The sequence below is a fragment of the Microbacterium marinum genome (assembly GCF_014204835.1).
Taxonomy (GTDB): Bacteria; Actinomycetota; Actinomycetes; order Actinomycetales; family Microbacteriaceae; genus Microbacterium; species Microbacterium marinum.
In genome coordinates, this window is the sequence record NZ_JACHMD010000001.1 from 616,142 (window position 1) to 638,874 (window position 22,733).

Genomic DNA, 22,733 nt, shown 5'->3' on the forward strand with positions numbered 1-22,733 from the left:
CCGCGTCTGCGACGCGCCGACCTCTGCGCCGCGCGGGTCAGACGTCCTGGCGGGGCATCGGCGCGAGGCGCGTCAGCTGCGTGACGTGGCGGGGCTCCAGCTCGGCGATCGAGGCGACGCCGAGGAGCTTCATGGTCCGCTCGATCTCGCTGCGCAGGATCTCGATGGTCTTGTCGACGCCGGCCCGGCCTCCGGCCATCAGGCCGTACAGGTAGGCACGGCCGATGAGCGTGAACTTCGCTCCCAGGGCGATGGATGCCACGATGTCGGCGCCGTTCATGATGCCGGTGTCGACCATCACGGTGGCGTCCTTCCCGACCTCGCGGACGACCGTCGGCAGGAGGTGGAAGGGGATCGGCGCGCGGTCGAGCTGACGTCCGCCGTGGTTGGAGAGGATGATGCCGTCGACGCCGTGGTCGATGAGGCGCTTCGAGTCCTCGACGTTCTGCACGCCCTTGATGACGATCTTGCCGGGCCAGATCTCGCGGATCACCTTGAGGTCCTCGTAGCTGATCGTCGGGTCCATCGCGGCGTTGAGCAGGTCGCCCACGGTGCCGCCGGTGGCCGACAGCGACGCGAACTCGAGCTTCGGCGTGGTGAGGAAGTCGATCCACCACCAGGGCCGGGGGATCGCGTTGATGATCGTGCCGAGGGTCAGCTGCGGCGGGATCGAGAAGCCGTTGCGCTTGTCGCGCAGGCGCGCACCCGCAACCGGGGTGTCGACGGTGAACTGGAGGGTGTCGAACCCGGCGGCGCCGGCGCGACGGGCGAGCTCGTACGAGATCTCGCGGTCGCGCATGACGTACAGCTGGAACCAGTTGCGACCGTTCGGGTTCGCGGCCTTCACGTTCTCGATCGACGTCGTCCCGAGGGTGGAGAGCGTGAACGGGATGCCGGCGGCGCCCGCCGCACCCGCCCCGGCGACCTCGCCCTCGGTCTGCATCAGTCGGGTGAAGCCGGTGGGTGCGATGCCGAACGGCAATGCCGAGGGTCCGCCGAGGATCTCGACGGACGTGTCGACGTCGGCGGCAGGGCGGAGCACGTCGGGGTGGAACTCGACGTCCTGGAAGGCCTGCCGGGCGCGGGCGAGGGAGGTCTCGCCCTCCGCGGCGCCGTCGGTGTAGTCGAACGCGGCCTTCGGGGTGCGGCGCTTGGCGATGGTGCGCAGATCGTTGATCGTGTACGCGGCATCCAGTCGACGCTTGGTGCCGTTGAGTTCCGGCTTCTTGAACTGCATGAGCTCGAGGAGCTCGAGCGGCTTGGGGAACTGGCGCTGAACCATGGGAGTTCCGTCCTTATGCCCGCGGCTGGTGGCGGCGGGGCTGGTGAGTGAGAGCGACGAGGTCGCGGAGGGATTCGAGGGAGCCGGAGAGGATGCCGGTCGCGCGTGCCTGAACGAGGATATTCCCCAGTGCGGTCGCTTCGACAGGCCCCGCCAGCACGGGCACGCCGGACCGGTCGGCGGTTCGCTGGCAGAGGAGCTCGTTCAATGCGCCGCCGCCGACGATGTGGATGACGCGCAGGTCGACCCCGCCCACGCGGGCTGCGTCGTGCGCGGTGTCGGCGAACGCCTGCGCGAGCGACTCGATGATGCTGCGGGCGAACTCCGCCCGGGTGCGTGGGGCCGGCACCCCGTGCTCCTCGCACCAGTCGGCGATGCGGCGGGGCATGTCTCCGGGCGGCAGGAACCGAGCGTCGTCGACGTCGAAGACGGCGACGGGAGCGGTGATCTCCTCGGCGGAGTCGAGCAGCGTGGGCAGGTCGATGGCGTGCCCCTCGCGCTGCCAGCCCCGCACGGCTTCGCTGAGGATCCACAGGCCCATCACGTTGCGGAGCAGTCGGACGCGACCGTCGACGCCGCCTTCGTTGGTGAAGCCAGCTTCGCGAGCCGCGTCGGTGAGCACGGGCCGTTCGACCTCGACCCCGACGAGACCCCAGGTGCCGCACGAGATGTAGGCGGCATCGGGGGAGGTCATGGGGACGGCGACGACGGCGGATGCCGTGTCGTGCGACCCGACCGCGGTGACCGCGCTGCGTGCGACGAGCACTTCGGCAGCGCCGCCGCTGATCGTGCCGAGCGTCTCGCCCGGCGCGATGAGGGGGGCCAGGATGCGCGCGGGGATGCCCAGCGACTCGAGCAGCTCGGCATCCCACTCGCCGGTGTCGGCGCGGAGGAGCCCCGTCGTCGAGGCGTTGGTCCGCTCAGTGCGGGCCTGGCCGGTGAGCCAGTACCCGATCAGGTCGGGGATGAGCAGGGCGTGGTCGGCGATGCCGAGCAGCTCCGGGTCTTCGGCGGCGAACTGGTACAGCGTGTTGAACGGCAGGAACTGCAGGCCGTTCCGTGCGAACAGGTCGGCATGGGGATGCCGCGCGTGCACCGCTTCGACGCCTGCGGCCGCGCGCTCGTCGCGGTAGTGGAACGGCTCGCCGAGGAGGCGGGACCGGGCGATCAGGCCGTAGTCGACCGCCCACGAGTCCACGCCGACGCTCGCGATGTCGGGGTGCTCACGCAGCGCCTCGCGGAGCCCGGTGAGCACGGAGCCGTACATGCCGACGAGGTTCCAGTGGAGGCCGTCGGCCAGACGCACCGGGTCGTTCGGGAAGCGGGCGACGGTCTCGGTGTCGAGCTGCCTCGGCCCGACGCGACCGACGATGACCCGCCCGCTCGTCGCGCCGAGGTCGACCGCCGCGACGGTCGTCATCGCAGGAACGCGGCGGCGACGCCGGAGTCGACCGGGATGTGCAGGCCGGTCGTGCGCGAGAGCTCGGGACCGGTGAGGACGTACACCGCGTCGGCGACGTTCTCGGGGACGACCTCGCGCTTGAGGATCGTGCGGTTCGCGTAGAACTGGCCGAGGTCCTCTTCCTTGACGCCATAGGTCGCGGCGCGGTTGGCGCCCCATCCGGCGGCGAAGATGCCCGAGCCGCGGACGACGCCGTCGGGGTTGATGCCGTTGACGCGCACGCCGTGCTCGCCGAGCTCGACCGCCAGCAGGCGCACCTGGTGGGCCTGGTCGGCCTTCGTCGCCGAGTAGGCGATGTTGTTGGGGCCTGCGAACACGGAGTTCTTCGATGAGATGTAGATGACGTCGCCGCCCATGCCCTGCTCGATGAGCGCCTTCGCGGCCGCCTTCGCGACGAGGAACGAGCCCTTCGCCATGACGTCGTGCTGCAGGTCCCAGTCCTTTTCGGTGGTCTCCAGCAGCGGCTTCGACAGCGACAGTCCGGCGTTGTTCACGACGAGGTCGATGCCGCCGAAAGCGAGGATGGTCGCGTCGATCGCGGCCTGCACGCCCGCGGCATCCGCCACGTTCGCGGCGACGCCGATCGCGACGTCCGTGCCACCGAGCTCGGCGGCCGCGGCCTGCGCCTTCTCGAGGTCGAGGTCGGCGACGACGACGCAGGCGCCCTCGGCAGCGAGGCGCACCGCGATGGCTTTGCCGATGCCGGATGCCGCGCCGGTCACGAAAGCGATGCGGCCCTGGTGGGTCTTGGGCTTCGGCATCCGCTGCAGCTTCGCCTCTTCGAGGGCCCAGTACTCGATGCGGAACTTCTCGGCGTCGGAGATGGGCGAGTACGTCGAGAGGGCTTCGGCGCCGCGCATGACGTTGATCGCGTTGACGTAGAACTCGCCGGCCACGCGGGCGGTCTGCTTGTTCGCGCCGTAGCTGAACATGCCGACGCCCGGGACGAGGACGATGAGCGGGTCGGCGCCGCGGATGGCGGGCGAGTCGGCCGCTGCGTGCGCGTCGTAGTAGGCCTGGTAATCGGCGCGGTACGTCTCGTGCAGCTCCTTCAGGCGTGCGATCGACTCCTCGACCGACGCGGTCGCCGGCACATCGAGGATGAGCGGCTTGACCTTGGTGCGCAGGAAGTGGTCGGGGCAGCTCGTGCCGAGCTCGGCGAGGGCGGGTGCCTTCTCGGATGCCAGGAAGTCGAGCACCACGTCGCTGTCGGTGTAGTGCCCGACCATCGGCTTGTCCGTCGACGCGAGCCCGCGGATGGTGGCGCCGAGGGCGGCGGCCTTCGCGCGGCGCTCGGCCTCGGGGAGCGCCTCGAATCCGGCGCGGACGCCGCCGAAGGGGTCGGCCGTGCCGTGCTCGGCGATGTAGGCGGCGGCGGTCTCGATGATCCAGAGGCTGTTGGCCTCGGACTCCTCCGATGTGTCGCCCCACGCGGTGATGCCGTGGCCGCCGAGGATCGTGCCGATCGCCTGCGGGTTCTTCGCCTTGATCTCGGCGATGTCGAGGCCCAGCTGGAAACCGGGGCGGCGCCACGGCACCCAGACGACCTTGTCGCCGAAGATCTCCGCCGTCAGCGCCTCGCCGTCGGCGGCGGTCGCGATCGCGATGCCGGCGTCGGGGTGCAGGTGGTCGACGTGTGCGGCATCCACCAGTCCGTGCATGGCGGTGTCGATCGAGGGAGCCGCGCCTCCCTTGCCGTGCAGGCAGTAGTCGAACGCGGCGACCATCTCGTCTTCGCGGTCGATGCCCGGGTAGACGTCGACGAGCGCGCGCATGCGGTCGAGGCGGAGGACGGCGAGCCCCTCGGGCTTCAGGGTGCCAAGGTCGCCGCCGGATCCCTTGACCCACAGCAGCTCGACGGGCTCACCGGTCACCGGGTCGGTGTCGGTGCCCTTCGCGGACGTGTTGCCGCCGGCGTAGTTGGTGTTCTTCGGGTCGGCGCCCAGGCGGTTGCTGCGTGCGATGAGCTCGGCGGCAGTCGGGTTGGTCATGTTGATGGTCTCCAGAGTCGAAAGGGTCGGCGACGGGCGGCGCTCAGGCGCCCCAGCCGGCCTGCGTGCCGCCGACGCGGTCTGCGGCGATCTGCTGCTGGTAGCCGGATGCCGCGTATGCGGCCATCGGGTCGGCGGGCAGACCGCGCGACACGCGCCACTCGGCGAGGGCCGGTCGCACGTCGGTGTAGAAGGCGTCCATCAGCACGGCGTTCGCGCCGAGGACGTCGTTCGCCTGCTGTGCGGCGTCGAGGGCGGCGCGGTCGACGAGGAGCGCGCGCGCCGTCATCTCCTGCACGTTCAGCACCGACCGGATCTGGCCGGGAACCTTGTCCTCGATGTTGTGGCACTGGTCGAGCATGAAGGCGACGTCGGGGTTGTTCAGCCCACCGCCGCGGACGACCTCGAAGAGGATGCGGAACAGCTGGAACGGATCGGCCGCCCCGACGATGAGGTCGTCGTCGGCGTAGAAGCGCGAGTTGAAGTCGAAGGAGCCGAGTTTGCCGAGGCGCAGCAGCTGCATGACGATGAACTCGATGTTCGTGCCGGGCGCGTGGTGGCCGGTGTCGAGGCAGACCATCGCCTTGTCGCCGAGGGCGGCGACCTGGGCGTAGGACGTGCCCCAGTCGGGAACGTCGGTGTGGTAGAACGACGGCTCGAAGAACTTGTACTCCAGCACGAGGCGCTGCGCGTCGCCGAGGCGCGCGTAGATCTGCTGGAGCGAATCCTGCAGGCGATCCTGGCGGGCCCGCATGTCGTTCTGGCCCGGGTAGTTCGACCCCTCGGCCAGCCAGATCTTCAGGTCGCGCGATCCGGTCGCGTGCATGATGTCGATGCACTCGAAGTGGTGGTCGATCGCCTTGCGGCGGATGCTCTCGTCGTGGTGGGTGAGAGCGCCGAACTTGTAGTCCTCGTCCTGGAACGTGTTGGAGTTGACGGTGCCGAGCTCGACGCCCAGGTCCTCGGCGTGGGCACGCAGGGTGGCGTAGTCGTCGACCTTGTCCCACGGGATGTGCAGCGCGACGCTGGGAGCGAGGGCCGTGTAGCGGTTGACCTGCGCGGCATCCGCGATCTTCTCGAACGGATCGCGCGGTGTGCCGGGCGTCGCGAACACGCGGAAGCGCGTGCCGGAGTTGCCGAAGGCCCAGCTGGGCAGCTCGATGCCCTGGCCTGCGAGCTGGGTGAGGATCTCGGGGGACAGCGTCGTCATGAGGGGTCGCTTTCTCGGTGATCGCCGGCGGATGCCGCCAGCTGGTCGTGCAGGTTGAAGACTTCGGCGAGGGGTGTCGCCGCCTGGTCGGGTCGGCCGTCGAGACCGAGGAAGAAGCGCGCCATCTCGGCTTCCCACCGGGCGGCGACGGGGGAGGCGGCGAGGTAGGCCTGCGCTGCCGCATCGTCGTCGGTCTCGTAGTAGCCGAAGAGCCGGCCGCCGTCGCCGAGGAAGAGTGAGTAGTTGCGCCGACCGGATGCCGCGATCTCGGCGAGCATCTCTGGCCAGACGGGCGTGTGGCGGGCGATGTACTCGTCGAGGAGCGCCGGGTCGACCTGCAGCTGGAAGGCCACGCGGGTCATGTCACTCCTTTGTGGGATGCCGGGTCGTGGCATCCGTGATGCATTCGTGAAACGATTCAAACTGTAGTGTGAACGGAATCATCCGTCAAGCAAAGGTGACCGTGGCAGTCAGCGTGAAGGACGTCGCCCGCGCGGCGGGCGTCTCGGTGGGCACCGTGTCGAACGTGCTCAACCGCCCGGCGAAAGTCGCCCCGGCGACCGTCGAGCGCGTCCACGCCGTCATCGCCGAGCTCGGGTTCGTGCGCAACGACGCCGCCCGGCAGTTGCGCGCCGGCCGCAGCCGGAGTCTCGGGCTCGTCGTCCTCGACAGCGCCAACCCCTTCTTCGCCGAAGTCGCCCGCGGCGCCGAACAGCGCGCGGCGGACCACGGCGTCTCGGTGCTGCTCGGCAACAGCGACCAGAACGACGAGCGCGAGAACGCCTACCTCGACCTCTTCCGCGAGCAGCGGGTCAACGGCGTGCTGCTCACGCCCCTCTCCGGCGACACGGTGCGCGCCGCGGCCCTCGCCGCCGCCGGCATCCCCGTCGTCCTCGTCGACGCCGAAGACCCGGACGGCTCGTTCCCCTCCGTCGCCGTCGACGACGTCGAAGGCGGCTACCTCGCGGCCCAGCACCTTCTCGCCACGGGACGCCGCCGGATCGCCTTCGCCGGGGGGCCGGCATCCATTCGCCAGGTGGCCGACCGCCTCGAGGGTGCGCGACGCGCGATGGCCGAGGTGCCGACCGCGACGCTCGAGGTGATCGAGACGCCGGCGCTCACCGTGCTGGCGGGCCGCGCAGTGGGGGAGGAACTCGGGCACCGGGCGGTGGGAGACCGCCCCGACGGCGTCTTCTGCGCGAACGACCTGCTCGCGGTCGGGGTGCTCCAGGGCGCGGGAATCCTGGGCGACCTGCGGGTGCCCGACGACGTCGCACTGGTCGGCTACGACGACATCGACTTCGCGCAGGCGACCGTGGTTCCGCTCACCTCCGTCCGCCAGCCGGCCCGCGAGATCGGGGTCGCGGCGGTCGATGCGCTGTTCGCTTCGCTGTCGGATCCGGATGCCGCGCCCGCGCGCGTCCGGTTCCGCCCCGAGCTCGTCGTGCGCGCCTCGACCGGCGGCTGAGCGGGCGCCCGCTCAGGCGTCGCGAAAGTGGGCTGACGCGCGCTCGCGCGATCGCGCGCAGCGCGGCGCTCACTGTCGAGCGCCGCTTGTGCCCAGCTCCCGCGTTCAGGTGGCAGCTATTGTCGCTTCGCCGCGCGCGATGCGGCGTGTCCTGCCACCTGGAGGCGTGGGCGGTGCCGCCGCCCGCGGGGCGGTATGGGCCGCGGCATCCATTGACACGATTCACAACCGGATCTAGGCTCGGAATCGGCGACTGGGGAAAGCGCATTCCGAAGTTCGATGATGAACGACCGAAAGTGAATCCGATGAGAAGACCCGTCCGTACATCCGTGGTCGCCGCGCTCGCCGCGGCGGCCCTCGTCATCCCGGCCCAGGCCGCGATGGCACAGCCGGGACACGGCCCCGGCAAGCCGAAGCCCGCGGCATCGCCGCAGCTGGAGAAGCTCGATCGCGGTCTCGTCGCGCTCCCGGGAGACGACGGCATCCACCTCACCTGGCGCCTGTTCAAGAGCGAGGCGACCGGCGCGTCGGCCACCGGGCTCACCGGCACCGACTTCGTCGTGAAGCGCGACGGCAAGCGCATCGCGACCGTCACCGACTCGACCACGTACGTCGACCCGGACGGCACGGAGCGCTCGCGCTACACCGTCTCGCCGCTGCAGGGAAAGCGCGAGGGCAAGCCCTCCGAGAAGGTCACGGTGCAGGGGTCGCCGTTCCTCGACATCCCGCTCACCAAGCCCGCCGATGGGGTCACCCCCGCCGGCGAGGCGTACACGTACTCCGCGAACGACGTCTCCGTCGGCGACGTGGACGGCGACGGCGCGTACGAATACGTCGTCAAGTGGGACCCGTCGAACTCGAAGGACGTCTCGCAGGTCGGCTACACCGGCCCGGTCTACATCGACACGTACGAGCTCGACGGCACGCTGCTGAACCGCATCGACCTGGGTGTGAACATCCGCGCCGGCGCGCACTACACGCAATTCCTCGTCTACGACTTCGACGGGAACGGCAAGGCCGAGATCATGATGAAGACGGCGCCGGGTACGAAGAGCACGGAGTTCAAGAAGGGCAAGGCGAAGAAGGCCGAGTTCGTCACCATGCCGAAGGCCGACCGCAAGGCCGGCTACTCCCACGCCGACGACTACCGGATGAGCGCCCAGGACTATGCGGCCCACCTCGCGGGCGTCTTCGAGGGCTGGTCGGAGCGCGAAGAGGTCGTGTCGGGTCAGTGGCCCGCCACGATCGAAGAGGCGCTCGGCGCCGAGCCGCAGTACGACTACCCGCTGAGCCGCGCCGACGCCGAAGAGCTCGTCGACTACTTCATCGACGTCTACGCGCCGTCGCGGTCGGCGCGCAACGTGCTGCGCAACTTCGAGGGCTTCATCGTCGACGGTCCCGAGTACCTCACGGTGTTCGAGGGCAAGACCGGCAAGGAGCTCGAGACCGTCCGCTACGAGCCGGGCCGCGGTGACGACGGCCTGCTCTGGGGTGACTACGCGATGTCGCGGATCGAGCCGGGCAACCGCGTCGATCGCTTCCTCTCGGGCGTCGCCTACCTCGACGGTCAGCGTCCTTCGGCCGTCTTCGCCCGCGGGTACTACACGCGCTCGACCGTCGCGACCTACGACTGGAACGGCAAGCACCTCACGAAGCGCTGGTTCGTCGACAGCGGCCACGTGCCGATGACGAACCCGTTCAACGACGGCCCGCACGGGCGCGACGGCACCGACCCCGAGTACGGCACCCTCACGACGCAGGGCTTCCACAGCCTGAGCGCCGCCGACGTCGACGGCGACGGCAAGCAGGAGATCGTCTACGGATCCGCGACCCTCGACGACGACGGCAGCCTGCTCTACTCCTCGTTCGACACGATGCCCGCAGGCAGTGCGACGCCCGGCGAGAACGTGCGCCTCGGCCACGGCGACGCGATGCACGTGGGCGACTTCGACCCGAACCGACCCGGCAAGGAGATCTTCACGGTCCACGAGGGCGGCGCGTACGCGCCGTACGGCACGGCGATGCGGGATGCCGCGACCGGCGAGGTGCTGTTCGGGGCGTACTCCGGCCGCGACACCGGACGCGGAATGGTCGGCGACGTGCGGCCCGACGTCGACGGTGTCGAGGTCTGGTCGAGCATGCCCGCCGGAACGGATGCCTCCGGGCTCCTCTCCGCCTCCGGCGACGTGCTCCAGTCCACCAACCCGGGCACGAACATGTCGATCCGGTGGGCCGGCGACCTCACGACGCAGATCGTGAACGGCGCGCAGACGGTGACGCCAACGATCGATGACTGGACGCGGGGCACCGTGCTCACGGCATCCGGCACCCTCACGAACAACGGCACGAAGGGCAACCCGTCGCTCGTCGCCGACGTCCTGGGTGACTGGCGCGAGGAGCTGCTCGTGCGGACGGCGGACTCGTCGGCGCTGCGCATCTACGTCTCGACCGAGCCGACGGAGCACAAGCTCTACACGCTCATGCACGACGTGCAGTACCGGGCCGAGATCGCGCGTCAGCAGACGACATACAACCAGCCCGCGTACACGGACTTCTACCTGGCGTCGGACATGTCCTTCGAGGACGTGCCGCTCGGGTCGAAGCGCGGGCGCTGAGCCCGGCCTTCGCCGAGCGCGCCGCCTGATGCCGAACGCGCCCGCTGTTGGAGGGCAACAGTGGGCGCGTTCGGCACGAGCGTGCGCACTCGCGTGCGCGGCATCCGCTGTCCGGATCATGTCCTCTCACTGAACGCACACGACGTGCGCGCGCACATCGTGTCGCTTCGGCGAGAGGACATGATGTCGACGGGGTGGAAAGGGCTCAGTTGCCGCGGACGAGGGCGTTGACCTCGCGCTGCCAGTCGCGCAGCTGCCACATGGGGTGGTGCGGCGCTGCGTTCGAGCAGGGGACGACACCCCACGCGCCGTGGTCGAGAGCGGTGCGGATGCCGTGTTCGGCGAGGCCGCGACCGATCTCACCCTCCTCGAACGTGCCGTGCAGGGGCGTGTACCCGACCCAGCCCTCGCCGACGAGCGCCGGGACACCCTGCCAGCGCGCCCACTCCGCGATCGCGATCACGCGGGACTCGATCTCGCGGCGCATCACCTCGGCGTACCGCGGATACTCCGCGTCGAGCCAGGCGTCCCAGGCTTCGACGTCGACCCAGTCGTACCCGTAGATCATCTGATTCGTCACGACGGTCGCCCGCAGCTTCCAGTCGGCGGGTCGGCCGTACTCGGCGGGCGTCGGCGCGTCCGGCAGGAGCAGCGCCCGCAGTTCCGCATTCGGGAACCCCTCGGTCCCCTCCGACCGGATGTCGATCCGCTGCTGCAGGGCGTCGAGCACCCCGTAGCTGTACACGTGGAACTGCGCGGCGCCGAGCCCATCCGGCACCCGGTGCATCGCGAGGTGCGGAGGCTTGCCGTAGCTGGCGGTGATCAGAAGGTCTGGATGCCGCGATCGCAGGCGCGCCACCTCGTCGGCACCGCCGTCCTCCAGCGCCGGCAGGATCGAGAAGTCGACCTCGTTGTGCAGCTCGACCAGCGCAACGAGGTCGCGGAACCCCTGCGCATCGATCCACTCGAGCATCCGGTCCCAGGCGTCGGCCAGTGCCCGGTAGCGCTCGGCAAGCGGGACGGCGTCGATCGCCTCGAACCACCGCGGCGACCGCGCGAACGACGGCGACTGCTGGTACTCCCAGCTCGCGAGGATCAGCACGAGCCCGTGCCGCTCGGCGGCGACGAACAGCGCGGCGAGGTGCGCGAGCAGGTCGATCCGGTAGCCGCCCGGGGTGTCGTACCAGCGGGTCCGTTGCCCGTAGTACCCGCCGCCGGGCGCGGCGCCCAGCCCCTCGACGTCGAGGTCCCGGGCGAGGTCGTCGAGCCCGAGCCCGCCGAACAGCAGCATCGGCGCCGCGCAGATGCGGATCGCGTTGTAGCCGAGCGCGGCGGCGTCGGCGCACGCGGCATCCAGGTCGGCGTAGACATCGCCGTGGCCGGCGCGGGTGTACCAGGAGAAGTCCCACAGCGTGATGGCCAGGCGCTCCGGCAGGTGCGCCGGAACCGGACCGGTGAGACCGCTCCTGTCGGCGGCGACGGTGCCGGAACCCAGGTAGCGCTCGGTCATGCGTCCATCCTCTCGGGTGCTGTCACGGATGCCGCATCCGCGCGACCCTGCACAGCGAGAGCGCGCAGCGCCTCGGCGTGCGCGCGGCGACGCTCGGGGGTGTCGAGATCGAACACGAGCAGTTCCGGGAGTGAGGTCGCGAAGTAGTCCACGGCGTCGGGCGCCGCGTCGATCTCGGCGGCCCGCGCGTCGAGGGCGTCCCAGGCGGCGGCCGCCAGCTCGCGCTCGCCGAGCCGGGTGTGCGCGACGCCGATCCAGTACGTCGCGGCGTCCGCGGGTCGCGGCGCGACCGCGAGCGGCGTCGCAGCGCGGGCGGCCTGCCACGCGGCATCCGCTCCCGGCGCATCGCCGACAAGACGGCGTGCGTCGCCGAGGAGGACCAGCCGTTCGGCGAGCGGGACCGACGGATGCCGCCCCTCGCCGAGGTTCGCCGGTGCAGCGATGCCCGCCTCGAGCAGACCCACCGCCGCGGCGGCGTCGCCGACGGCGAGCAGCCGCCGCGCGACGGCGCACGCGGCCCGGTCGTAAGCGGCCAGGACGACACCCTCGCCGCCCTCGAACGCGCGGAACGTGCGCGTCGTCACGATGGCCCACGCCTCGTCTATGTGCCCGGCGTCGAGAAGCAGTCCGACGTGCACGACGGACAGGTCGTCGCGCGCCGGGATGACATCGCGGTGCCGCTCGATCAGGGTCAGTCGGGTCGCGGCATCCGTCCCCATCAGCTGTGCGACGAGGTCGCGCTCGAGGACGAGCCGTCCATCGACGCGGGCGTGGAGCGTCCGCTCGTAGAGGTCGGCGGCGTCGGCGGGATCCCCGCCCGCGCGCACCGTCGCGAGTGCGAGGTTCCGGAGGGTGACGGGGTCGGCCGCACCACCGTCGACCGCCCGCTGGAGCGCCTCGCGGGCGTCGGCGTCGCGCCCGGCATCGATGAGCCACGAGCCCAGCAGGCTCGCCGCCGCGATCGACCCCCGTGCTGCACCGGTGACCAATGCGTCGTACTGGTCGAGGCCGGCGGGGAACGCCCCGTCCAGGTCGAGCGCGTCGGCCGCCGCACGCTCGGTCGCCGCTGTGCCGGCGTCGCCGAGGGCATCCGCCCATGCTGCGCGCAGGAGGCGGCGCGTGGGTTCGACGTTGCCGAACCCGGCGGGCCCTGTCGCCGTCGTCGCCGTCACCTCGAGCGCCTCGCGCCATGCGCCGACTCGGGCGAACTCCGCGCCCGCATCGAGCGCGGTGCGCGGGTCGACCGGCGTGCCCGATCCGGCGAGCAGCATCGTCACGGGGTCGAGCGGGTCGGCCGCGACGAGCGCGTCGAGCGCCTCGCGGGCCTCTACGTCCCGACCGAGTGCGCGGAGTGCGAAGACCCGCACCCGCTGCGCCTCGGGAATGGATGCCGCGCTCTCGGCGAGCTGCAGTGCGTCGCCCGGCCGTCCGGCCCGGAGCGCGATGCGCGCGCGTCCGAGCGCCGCCGGCGCCGCCCACACGGCGTTCCATCCGGCGCGGCCCCACCGGCGGTCGGCGCCGGCGGCGTCGCCGAGCCGCTCGAGGACGAGCGCGAGCAGCGCGTGCGCCTCGCCGTCGCGGGGGTTGAGGTTGCGGCGGGTCTCCCGCGCCACCGCGATCTCGAGGTGCTCCCGCGCGGCGGTGTACGCGCCGCGGTGCAGGTGCCACGCGCCGAGCGCGGTGCGGGCGCGGATGTCGCCCGGGTCGCGGCGGAGCAGCTCGCCGAGGTACGGCAGCGGCGACCGGGTCGGATGCCGGTACTGGATGAGGTGCATCGCGGTCGCGTACAGCTCGTCGGCCGCGTCGATCTCGGTCGGCTGCGGCGGTGCCGTGGCGACCCACGGTTCCCCGGCGTCCTCTTCGCGCTGGCGCCAGGCGACGAGCTCGCGGTCGTCCGCGCGGACGGTCACCCCGACGACCTCGCCGGCCACCTCGGTGGCCCATGGTGCGTCCGGTCCGAGCGGCGTCGCCGAGTCGATCGTCGAGCCGTCGACCAGGGTGATCGTGATGCGGGCGTCGAACGCGCTGGTGGCGATCGCGGAGACGCGTGAACCGGACACCGACACCGCGGCATCCGTCGTCGCCTGCCGCACCGGACCGGTCGCGTGGATCGGGTACCAGTACTGCCGGAACGTCTTCGTCTCGCCGGGGACGAGCCAGGCGAAGTCGGGCTGGTTGTCGGTGTAGACGCCCGCCATGAGCTCGACGTACGGGCCGTCGGTGTCGGTGAGCTGGTCGTCCCAGACGCGGCCGATCGGACCGTCGCCCCATGTCCACTGCTTCTTGCCGGGCGAGAGTGCGGGGTCTGCCCAATGGACGAAACCGGCGTCGGCGTCGTGGTCGTAGCCGCCGAAGAACGCGTCGGCGGTGTCGGTGATCATGTACGAGGTCGGCACCGGGATGTTGCTGTAGACGTCGATGCGGTCGGCGTCAGGTCGCTCGGCGGCGAGGGCCGGGTAATCGACGCCGTAATACGGACGGTCGGCGCGCGGGAAGGCTGTGATCGCGCGGCGGGCGTGGTCGGCGACGAACCGGACGTCGTCGGGGAAGAACGATTGGTACCGCTCGTGCGAGCGCGCGGCGACGTTCGCCCACCAGAGGAAGGTCTGCGGCACGTCGGTGCGGTTGTGCAGGCGCGCGTCGAGCTCGATGAGCGACGAGCCCGGACGGAGTCGGATGCCGTGGAGCCCACGCATCCGCTGGAGCGGATCGAGATCGCTGTGCCAGACGACGACCCCGCCGTCGCGCTCGCGCTCGATGCGCGAATCGACCGGCAGGAACGTCGCGGGGCGGTGGTGCTGCGGCCAGTTGAACTCGACACCGCCCGACATCCAGGGGCCGGCGAGCCCGACGAGCGCGGGCTTGATGACGTTGTTCCGGTAGAAGAAGTCGTAGCCGGCGACCTTGTCGTAGCCGATGTGGATGCGGCCGCCGATCTCGGGGAGGAGCATCAACCGGACGTAGGCGTTCTCGAGGTGGATCGCGCGCCACAAGCGCGGGCGCTTGGCGTGCGAGATCGTCTCGGTCATCGGCAGCGGGTACACCCTCCCGCTCGAGCCCTGGTAGACGCGCCGTTCGAGGAACGCCGGGTACGGGTCGGGAGCGCCGGGCTCGTACGTGTCGATCTCGACATCGTCCGCCCAGCAGGCCACACCACCGGCGTCGAGGATCGCCTGCTGGTCGGCCGGCGCAGCAGGCAGGTCGATCCGGCTCGTGGCGCGGCGGGGCAGGGTGTCGTCGTCGGTCACGAGGCGAATCTACGGTCGGAGGGGTCGGCGCTCCATGCCCGATCGCCGCGTGGGCCTGGACGATCCGATGGTCAGCGACGCGGTGGCCGCTGCGTGGCAGGATGGGGTCGTGGAACGGGCGGAAGGCTTCGAGCGGCAGAGGTTGAGCGTCGTCCCGCGACCGCTCGTCGAGGCGGCATTGCTCAGACCGGTCACGCGTCGGATCGTCGTGACGGATGCAGGCTACTTCCCACGCGCCGCCGACCATGGGCGCCACCGCCCGAACGGCGCGGCCGAGACCATCGTGATCGTCTGCGTCGACGGCAGCGGGTGGGTCGAGGCGGGTGGACAGCGCACGCGCGTCGGCTCGTCGACCGCGATCGTGCTGCCCGGCGGCATCCCTCATTCCTACGGTGCGTCCGCGGATGACCCCTGGACGATCTGGTGGTGCCATGTGCGCGGTTCCGACGTCGCGGAGCTGCTCGACGCAGCCGACATCTCACCGGCGCGCGTGACGCTGTCGCTGCGCGGAGCCGACCGGGTGACGGCGATGCTCGACGAGATCTCGACGTCGCTCGAGCGCGACACGACGCCCGCGCGTCTGGTTGCGACGTCCGGCATGGCGTGGCGGCTCCTCACCCAGCTCGCCGTCGACCGGCTGCTGCCCGAGCACGGCACCCCGCTCGAGCGCGCGCTCCGCTATCTCGAGGACCGCGTCGACGGGAGCGTCCACGTCCCTGAGCTCGCCGCGATGGTCGGGGTGTCGCCGTCGCACCTGGCCTCGCTCTTCCGCGAGGCGACCGGCGGCGGCGTCGTCGCGCACCACCTCGCGCTGAAGATGGCGCGGGCGCGGCAGCTGCTCGACACCACCGACCTCCCCGTCGCCGAGATCGGCCGCCGCGTCGGCATGGACGACCCGTTCTACTTCTCGCGCCGGTTCCGCCTCACGCACGGCATGGCGCCGACGGCCTACCGCGAGCACCGAAAAGGGTGAGTGGATGCCGCGCCGCGGCGTCCTTCACCCCTTGGTGGCGCCGGCGGTGAGGTCTGCGCGCCAGAAGCGCTGCAGCGCGGGGCGGGCGTCGAGCGCGTGCGTTGGTGTCGAGAGCGCCGGGTACTGCCGCGCACAAGCCGGCGCGTTCGGCACAACGCGGCGCTCTCAGTGGCAAGCCGCGCCGGCCACGAAACCGGCGGCAAGACGCGGCATGGTGGATGCGGGGGTGAGCATGGACGATTCGCGGGTGCTCGCTGCTGCGGCATCCGTCCCTCGTAGGCTCGGATGACGCTTTCCCGCCCGAGTCGATGGAGATCCGATGCCGCACCACCACGTGACCGTGACGAGGCCCGCCCCCGCCGATGTCGCTGATGTCACCCCGACGGCCGCGTCGGCCGTCTCCGTCACGACACGCGCGATCCGCCGTGACGGTCACGCGATCTTCCCGGTCTCGGGAGAGGTTCACTACTCGCGCGTGCCCCGACGGCGATGGCGGGCCGTGCTCGAGGCCGCGAGAGCAGGTGGTCTCACCCACGTCTCCACCTACGTGCTGTGGAATCACCACGAGCCGGTGCGGGGCGAGATCGACTTCTCGGATGGACTCGATCTGCGCAGCTTCGCCGAGACCGCGATCGACGTGGGCCTCGGAGTCATCCTCCGGATCGGACCGTACGCGCACGCCGAGGCGCGGCACGGCGGGCTCCCGGATTGGCTCGCCGGCTGGGGTCTCGCGCTGCGGACGAACGATCCCGACTATCTCGCGATCGTCGATGCCTGGTACGCGCGGCTCGCCGCCGAGGTCGCCGGCATCCCGCTCTTCTCGGTGCAGGTCGACAACGAGCTCTACGACGGAGCGGCCCACCTGGCCCGCCTGCGGCACATGGCCGAACGGCACGGATTCGCGGCCCCGATCTGGACGGCGACGGCATGGGGCGCGGCACAGGTGCCGAACGGATTCTTTCCGGTCTACGGCGGCTACCCCGAATCGTTCTGGGTGGATGCCGATGCCGGCCCGGATCTGCGCAGCTTCTCGAACTTCTACCCGTCACCGCGCCGTGACGACGACTCGATCGGCGCCGATCATCGGGCAGTGGATGCCGCAGGTGCAGTGGATGCCGCGGGCGCAGTGGATGCCGCAGGCGCAGTGGATGCCGCAGGCGCAGTGGATGCCGCGGGCGCAGTGACCACCCCCGCGGAGCCGTATCCCTTCGCGACGTGCGAGCTGGGTGCCGGCATGACCTCGGCGTATCACCGCCGGCTGGACGTCCCCGCCGAAGACGTCGCCGCCCTCGCGCTCGCCAAGCTCGCCTCGGGCAGTGTGTGGCAGGGCTTCTACATGTATGCGGACGGCGTCAATCCGCGCCGCGACCTGCAGGAGTCCCACGAGACCGGATCGCCCAACGACTTCGTCGAGCTGTCGTACGACTTCGGCGCGCCGGTGCAGGTCGACGGGGCGGTACGGCCGAGCTGGTTCGCCCTCCGTCGTCAGCACCACCTGCTGCAGCGATGGGGGAGCGCGCTCGCAGACATGCCGGCATCCTTCCCCGCGGGTGCCGTCGACACGCCCGATGTCACCGGGCTGCGCTGGTCGGTGCGTTCCGACGGGGTCACGGGCTTCGTCTTCGTCGTCAATCGGCAGCCGCACGTGGCCTTGCCTGAGCACCGCGACGTGCGGTTCGTCGTGACCACGGATGCCACCGAGGTCGCGTTCCCGCCCGTAGACGTCCCCTCGGGAGCGTCGTTCGCATGGCCCTTCGGGCTGCCGCTCGGCGATGTGACGCTGGCGTGGCTCACCGCCCAGCCGGTGGCCGAGCTCGACTGGCAGGGCGCGCCGCTGCTCGTGGCGGCGGCGACCGACGGCATCCCGGCCCGCCTGGAGGCGGACGCCACCGCCGAGGCGGAAGACGTCCCGGGCCGCGGACGCTGGTTCGCGCTGCGCCGCGACGGACAGGTTCGCGCCCGGGTGCTGATCCTCGAGGAACCCGATGCCGACGCCGCCACCGTGGTCGACGGCCGGCTGGTGTGGGCGCCGGGCGCGGTCGTCACCGCCGACGGCGTGATCCGATGGGCGGGCGCCGAGACCGCCCGCGCCGAGGTGCTGACGGATGTCGGGTGGCAGTCGCTGGAGGTCGCGGCATCCCCTGCGGAGGAGCTGGACTGGACGATCGAGCATGGCGCGGGAGACCCACCCGCGGGCACATATGGCGAGTCGGGGCGGGCGTCGGTCCCCCGTGACTGGTCGGCTGCCGCCGTCGTGCGGATGCCGGTGCGGCCGGGAGACGACCGGTCGTGGGTGATCGAGTGGCACGGTGATGTGGCGCGGGCGTGGTCGGGCGAACGCCTCGTCTCGGACGCGGCTTGGACGGGTCGGCCGTGGCGGATCCCGGCGGAGGCGCGCGGCGACGCCGTCGAGCTACGAATCGAGATCCTGCCCGCCCCGCCGTCGGCGCCGGTGTACTTCCCGGCGGCGCCGCCCGCCGGGGCCGCGGTCGTCTCAGCCCGCGCCGAGTCGAGCGCGGAGGCGCAGGTCGGCTGAGCTGCGCCCCGCAGGGCGGCAGCGAACCGACACCCGCACGTCAGCGCGAAAGCGCTCCCTCGTGCCGAGCGCGCACGCTCTTGACGCGCTGTAAGCGGCGCTTTCGGCACGAACGCACGCTTTCGATGGCGCGGCGCGGCGCGGCGCGGCGGCGCGCGCCCGACCCCTCAGCGCCCGGAGACGATCGCGTTGTCGAGCGCGTCGAGGTCGACGCCGGTGCGGAGGGCGCGGTTGGTGAGGAGCACCCAGGCGATGCCCGCGGAGGGGTGCACCCAGAACTCCGTCCCGGCCCACCCGCCGTGGCCGTAGACGTCCTGGTCGATGAGGCCGGGCGCGCGCGTGCGGAGGTTCCAGGTGAAGCCCCAGTCCTGGCCCCGCGAGGCGACGTAGGGCTCGAGGCGCGGGATGTCGCCGGTGATCGGTCGGCGCATCATCGCGAGCGTCGCCGGCTGCAGGATGCCGCCGGTCTCGCCCGTGCCGATGCGCAGCAGTGCGCTTCCCAGCCGCAGCAGGTCGTCGGCGCGGCCGGCGAGCCCTGCGCCCGGGTTCTTCGCCGCGCGGAAGCGCTCCATGTCGACGCCCGCCTCGGCGGCGTCGACGATGGTCGCCGCGTCGGCGTGGTCGAGGCTGAGCCCGGTCGCGCCGAGCTCCCCACTCCACTCCGCGACGGCGGCATCCCAGGTGAGGCCGGTGGTGTGCTCGAGCAGCGCGGCGATGCCTTCGAAGGCGAGGGTGGAGTAGCGCGAAGCCGCTCCCGGAGCGAAATCCCGTCCGCGCGTGGTGAGCTCGGTGCGCAGCGGGATGGCGGAATCGAGCGGCGGGTCGGCGATCCCGACGGTGTGCGAGACGAGGTGGCGAAGGCGCACGACGTCTTCACGGTCGCCATCGAATCCCGGAATCGCGGCCGACAGTGGCGTCTCCGCCGTGAGCAGCCCCCACTCGACGGCGCGCGCCGCCGCGATGCCGACGAGCGGTTTCGTGATCGAGAACAGCGGATACCGGTCGGCCGTGTCGGCGCCGAAGGCGTCGAGGGCGATCGTGCCCTCGGCGGTCGCCACGCCCAGCACCGCGGAGGGCAGTCGACCCTCCGCGACGTGGCGTGCGACCAGATCGAATGCAGCGGCGTAGGCCATCACTCCACCTCGTGTCCCAGGTCGGGGCGCGCGAGGAAGCGCGCCGTCGGATCGGCGGTCTCTTCGAGTTCGACGATGACCATCTGGTTCGCCCCGGCGCGCGTCACCGGGCCCGGGACGTAGAGCGTGCGCTGCGGGCCGCGTCGCCAGTACCGTCCGAGGAAGAAGCCGTTGACCCACGCGTAGCCCTTGCCCCACCCGCGGGTGTCGAGGAACAGATCGGCGGATGCCGCCAGCTCGAAGGCGCCGCGGAGCCCGACCGGGCCCACGGCGGGGCCGTCCAGCGGGTTCGCGTCCGCGGCGGTGACGGCGACCGCCAGGGCGGGGACGTCGATCGTCCGCACCTGCCACGGGCCGGTGACGGGTGCGCCGTCGAGCTGCACGTCGCCGATGAGGCCCTTCGGTTCGCCGATCTTCGTGTCGTAGTTGACGCGCCCGGTCTCCTCGACCAGCAGGCTGAGCTCGCCGCCGGCGGGGACGACGAGGGTGTCGTCGCCGAGCGTCCGCTGCAGCCGGCCGACGAGGTTTCCGTCCCGCCGCACCCAGGCGTGATCGCGCACCTCGGCGCGCAGGACCGCAGGGCGGTCGAGCGGCGCGTCGACGCGGTACTCGACGAGGACCACGTCGGCTCCGAGCTCGTCCATCGTCGGCGGCGCCGCGAACTCCTCGCGGCTCGTGGCGACGAGGTCGAGGGGCGACGCCACGGCCTCGAGCCGCACTGTCGGGGTCGGTGCGTCGACCGGCTCGGGCAGGGGCTCGTCGGGCACCGGGGCGTGCTTCGCGATGACGTCGCGGAAGGCTCGGAACTTCTCGGTGATGTCGCCCGCCTCCGAGATGGGTGAGTCGTAGTCGTAGCTCGTGACCATGGGCAGGTACCGGCCGGAGTCGTTGGCGCCCGCGGTCAGCCCGAAGTTCGTTCCGCCGTGGACCATGTAGATGTTCACGGATGCACCGGCGGCCAGGAGGCGGTCGAGGTCGGCGGCGGAGTCGGCGAAGGTCGTGGTGTGGTGCTTCTCGCCCCAGTGGTCGAACCAGCCGCACCAGAACTCCATGCACATCAGCGGCCCGGTCGGCTGGTGCTCGCGCAGCACGGCGAGCCGTTCGTCGATGCGTCCGCCGAACGAGCCGGTCTTGTGGAGCCCTTCGTGCGCACCGCCTTCCAGCATGTGGGGGATGGGCTGGTCGACCTGCGTCAGCGGGACCGTGATGCCGCCGGCGCGGGTGACGCGGATGAGTTCGGCGAGGTAGTCCTTGTCCGATCCGTAGGCGCCGTACTCGTTCTCGATCTGCACGAGGATGACCGAGCCGCCGGCGTCGATCTGTCGGGGCGCGACGATCGCGTTGACCTTCTCGAGGTACGAGGTCACCGCTTCGAGATAGCGCGGGTCGGAGCTGCGCAGCCGCAGGTCGCGGTCGGAGGTCAGCCAGGTCGGCAGGCCGCCGCCGTGCCATTCGGCGCACACGTACGGGCCGGGACGGACGATCGCGTGCATCCCCTCTTCCGCGACGATGTCGAGGAAGCGGCCGAGGTCGAGCGCGCCGGTGGCATCCCATTGTCCCTGGACGGGCTCGTGTGCGTTCCACATGACGTAGGTCTCGATCGCGTTCAGCCCCATGAGCCGCGCTTTGCGGATCCGGTCGCGCCAGAGGTCGGGGTGTACGCGGGGGTAATGCAGGGCGCCGGAGATGATCCGGTGCGGCTGACCGTCGAGGAGGAAGTCGGTCTCGCCGATGGCGAAGCGGGAAGTCACCCGCCCCACCCTAGCGAGATCCTAAGCCACCGGGAAGCGCTTTCCGAACCGGATGCCGCGACGATGCGACCCGCATGCCCCGTTCCGGCCCCGTCAGACCGACGGCACCCGCAGCACACCGTTCCGGCGGTGCGGGAGTGCGGTGAGCGCCTCGTTCCGAAGGGGTGCCGGCAGCAGGGCCTCCGGCGCGTCCTGGTACACGACGGGGCGGAGGAAGCGACGGATCGCCGTCGCGCCCACGGAGGTGTGGAGCGACGTCGTCGCCGGCCACGGCCCGCCGTGCTGCTGCGACCACGTCACTGCGACCCCGGTCGGCCAGCCGGCGAACAGGACGCGCCCCGCCCGATCCTGGAGGAGCTCGAGCGTCCGCGTCACGTCCTCATCCGCCTCGCTGTGCAGAGTCGCGGTGAGGCTCCCGGGCACGGCGGCGAGGGCGGCGTGGAGGTCAGCGCCGTCGGTGTAGCGCACGAGCAGCGTCACCGGGCCGAAGACCTCCTCGGCCAGCACGTCCGGCCGGGCGGCGACGGCCGCGGCATCCGTCGTCAGCACCACCGGCCGAGCCCCGTCGGTCGTCTCGGCGCCGTGCGCGAGGATCTCGACCGACGAGTCGGCCAGCAGGCTCCGGATGCCGTCGGGGAACGCGGCCGTGATGCGATCGGTGAGCAGCGGTCCGCCGGGAGCGGTCGGAACCGCGTCCGCCACCGCGTCCTCGATACCCCCGCCGGCAGGGATGAACACAACGCCCGGCTTGGTGCAGAACTGTCCGGCGCCGAGGGTGAAGGACGCCACGAGCCCGGTGGCGAGGCCTTCGCCTCGCGCGGCGGCGGCCGCGGCGGTGATCACCACCGGATTGACGCTGCCCAGCTCGCCGTAGAACGGGATCGGGTCGGGGCGCCGCGAGGCGAGGTCGAACAGGGCGCGCCCGCCCGAGAGCGATCCGGTGAACCCGGCGGCCTGCACGGTGGGATGGCCGACGAGGGCGTTGCCCGCCTCCCGCCCTTCGATGAGCGCGAGGGAGCCCTCCGGCGCGCCCGCGGCGGTCAGCGCCTCCGCCGCGATCACCGCTGTCCGGCGGGACAGCTCCACATGCCCCGAATGCGCCTTGACGATGACCGGGTTGCCGGCGGCGAGAGCCGACGCGGTGTCACCGCCGCAGACCGAGAACGCGAACGGGAAGTTCGACGCCGAGAAGACGGCGACCGGGCCCACTCCCACGAGCAGGCGTCGCAGCTCGGGCCGGGGAGGCGTGGCATCCGGAGCCGCGTCGTCGACAGTGAGCTCGAGATACGAACCCTCGCGGACGACCGCGGCGAACAGACGGAGCTGCCCCGTCGTGCGACCGACCTCGCCGCGCAGACGCGTGACGCCCAGCCGGGTCTCGCGGTCGGCGATCTCGACGAGTTCGTCGGCATGCGCGTCGAGCGCGTCGGCGACGGCGCCCAGCCAGGCCGCGCGATCATCCGCCGACGAGGAGCGCCAGATCGGGGCGGCGGCCGCGGCGGCCTCCGTCAGTCGGTTCAGTTCTTCGAGCGAGGTGGTCATCGCCGTCCTTCC

14 protein-coding genes are annotated in these 22,733 nt (G+C 71.5%); 4 read left to right on the top strand and 10 right to left on the bottom strand.

The window, feature by feature from the left end; genetic code table 11:
• Nucleotides 1-37 precede the first annotated feature (37 nt).
• The 5 genes from BKA24_RS03075 to BKA24_RS03095 are packed head-to-tail and all read right to left on the bottom strand — an operon-like array spanning nt 38 to nt 6,307.
• Nucleotides 38-1,282, bottom strand: coding sequence for an alpha-hydroxy acid oxidase (locus BKA24_RS03075; RefSeq protein ID WP_184214943.1), 1,245 nt, complete (start codon nt 1,280-1,282; stop codon nt 38-40).
• Between the two features lie 13 nt (nt 1,283-1,295).
• Nucleotides 1,296-2,702, bottom strand: a complete 1,407-nt coding sequence (locus BKA24_RS03080; RefSeq protein WP_184214945.1) for a rhamnulokinase — start codon at nt 2,700-2,702, stop codon at nt 1,296-1,298.
• Nucleotides 2,699-4,735, bottom strand: coding sequence for a bifunctional aldolase/short-chain dehydrogenase (locus tag BKA24_RS03085; protein WP_184214947.1), 2,037 nt, complete (start codon nt 4,733-4,735; stop codon nt 2,699-2,701). The genes BKA24_RS03080 and BKA24_RS03085 overlap by 4 nt, the downstream gene beginning before the upstream one ends.
• Nucleotides 4,736-4,778: 43 nt before the next feature.
• Nucleotides 4,779-5,945: an L-rhamnose isomerase gene (gene rhaI, locus BKA24_RS03090; protein ID WP_184214949.1), complete on the bottom strand. Its 1,167-nt coding sequence runs from the start codon at nt 5,943-5,945 to the stop codon at nt 4,779-4,781.
• Nucleotides 5,942-6,307 (bottom strand): L-rhamnose mutarotase, encoded by a 366-nt coding sequence (locus BKA24_RS03095; protein ID WP_184214951.1) that lies wholly within the window; start codon nt 6,305-6,307, stop codon nt 5,942-5,944. The genes rhaI and BKA24_RS03095 overlap by 4 nt, the downstream gene beginning before the upstream one ends.
• Nucleotides 6,308-6,408: 101 nt before the next feature.
• On the opposite strand from BKA24_RS03095, the gene BKA24_RS03100 reads away from it, so the two are divergent.
• Complete coding sequence (locus tag BKA24_RS03100) at nt 6,409-7,413, top strand: substrate-binding domain-containing protein (RefSeq protein WP_184214953.1); 1,005 nt, start codon at nt 6,409-6,411, stop codon at nt 7,411-7,413.
• A 296-nt stretch (nt 7,414-7,709) separates the two neighbouring features.
• On the top strand, nt 7,710-10,028 hold the full coding sequence (locus BKA24_RS03105) for a rhamnogalacturonan lyase family protein (RefSeq protein WP_184214956.1): 2,319 nt from the start codon (nt 7,710-7,712) through the stop codon (nt 10,026-10,028).
• Nucleotides 10,029-10,233: 205 nt separating this feature from the next.
• Here BKA24_RS03105 and BKA24_RS03110 read toward each other — a convergent pair whose 3' ends face one another.
• Both BKA24_RS03110 and BKA24_RS03115 read right to left on the bottom strand, forming a co-directional pair.
• Entirely contained in the window at nt 10,234-11,538 is a 1,305-nt protein-coding gene (locus BKA24_RS03110; protein WP_184214959.1) for a cellulase-like family protein, read from the bottom strand.
• The gene (locus tag BKA24_RS03115) at nt 11,535-14,768 is read right to left on the bottom strand and encodes a DUF5107 domain-containing protein (protein WP_184220355.1); all 3,234 of its coding nucleotides are present in this window, start codon (nt 14,766-14,768) and stop codon (nt 11,535-11,537) included. The genes BKA24_RS03110 and BKA24_RS03115 overlap by 4 nt, the downstream gene beginning before the upstream one ends.
• Nucleotides 14,769-14,820: 52 nt before the next feature.
• Here BKA24_RS03115 and BKA24_RS03120 point away from each other — a divergent pair, with 52 nt between their 5' ends.
• The gene (locus BKA24_RS03120) at nt 14,821-15,759 is read left to right on the top strand and encodes an AraC family transcriptional regulator (protein WP_246366993.1); all 939 of its coding nucleotides are present in this window, start codon (nt 14,821-14,823) and stop codon (nt 15,757-15,759) included.
• A 319-nt stretch (nt 15,760-16,078) separates the two neighbouring features.
• On the top strand, nt 16,079-18,295 hold the full coding sequence (locus BKA24_RS03125) for a beta-galactosidase (RefSeq protein ID WP_184214962.1): 2,217 nt from the start codon (nt 16,079-16,081) through the stop codon (nt 18,293-18,295).
• 167 nt (nt 18,296-18,462) lie between these two features.
• On the opposite strand, the gene BKA24_RS03130 is transcribed toward BKA24_RS03125, so the two are convergent.
• The 3 genes from BKA24_RS03130 to BKA24_RS03140 all read right to left on the bottom strand — a co-directional run bounded on the left by BKA24_RS03130 (nt 18,463) and on the right by BKA24_RS03140 (nt 22,721).
• Nucleotides 18,463-19,428 (bottom strand): serine hydrolase domain-containing protein, encoded by a 966-nt coding sequence (locus BKA24_RS03130; protein ID WP_184214965.1) that lies wholly within the window; start codon nt 19,426-19,428, stop codon nt 18,463-18,465.
• Entirely contained in the window at nt 19,428-21,179 is a 1,752-nt protein-coding gene (locus tag BKA24_RS03135) for a beta-galactosidase (protein ID WP_184214968.1), read from the bottom strand. Before BKA24_RS03135 ends, BKA24_RS03130 begins: the two co-directional genes overlap by 1 nt.
• A 93-nt stretch (nt 21,180-21,272) precedes the next feature.
• Nucleotides 21,273-22,721 (bottom strand): aldehyde dehydrogenase (NADP(+)), encoded by a 1,449-nt coding sequence (locus BKA24_RS03140; RefSeq protein WP_184214971.1) that lies wholly within the window; start codon nt 22,719-22,721, stop codon nt 21,273-21,275.
• Nucleotides 22,722-22,733: the final 12 nt, after the last annotated feature.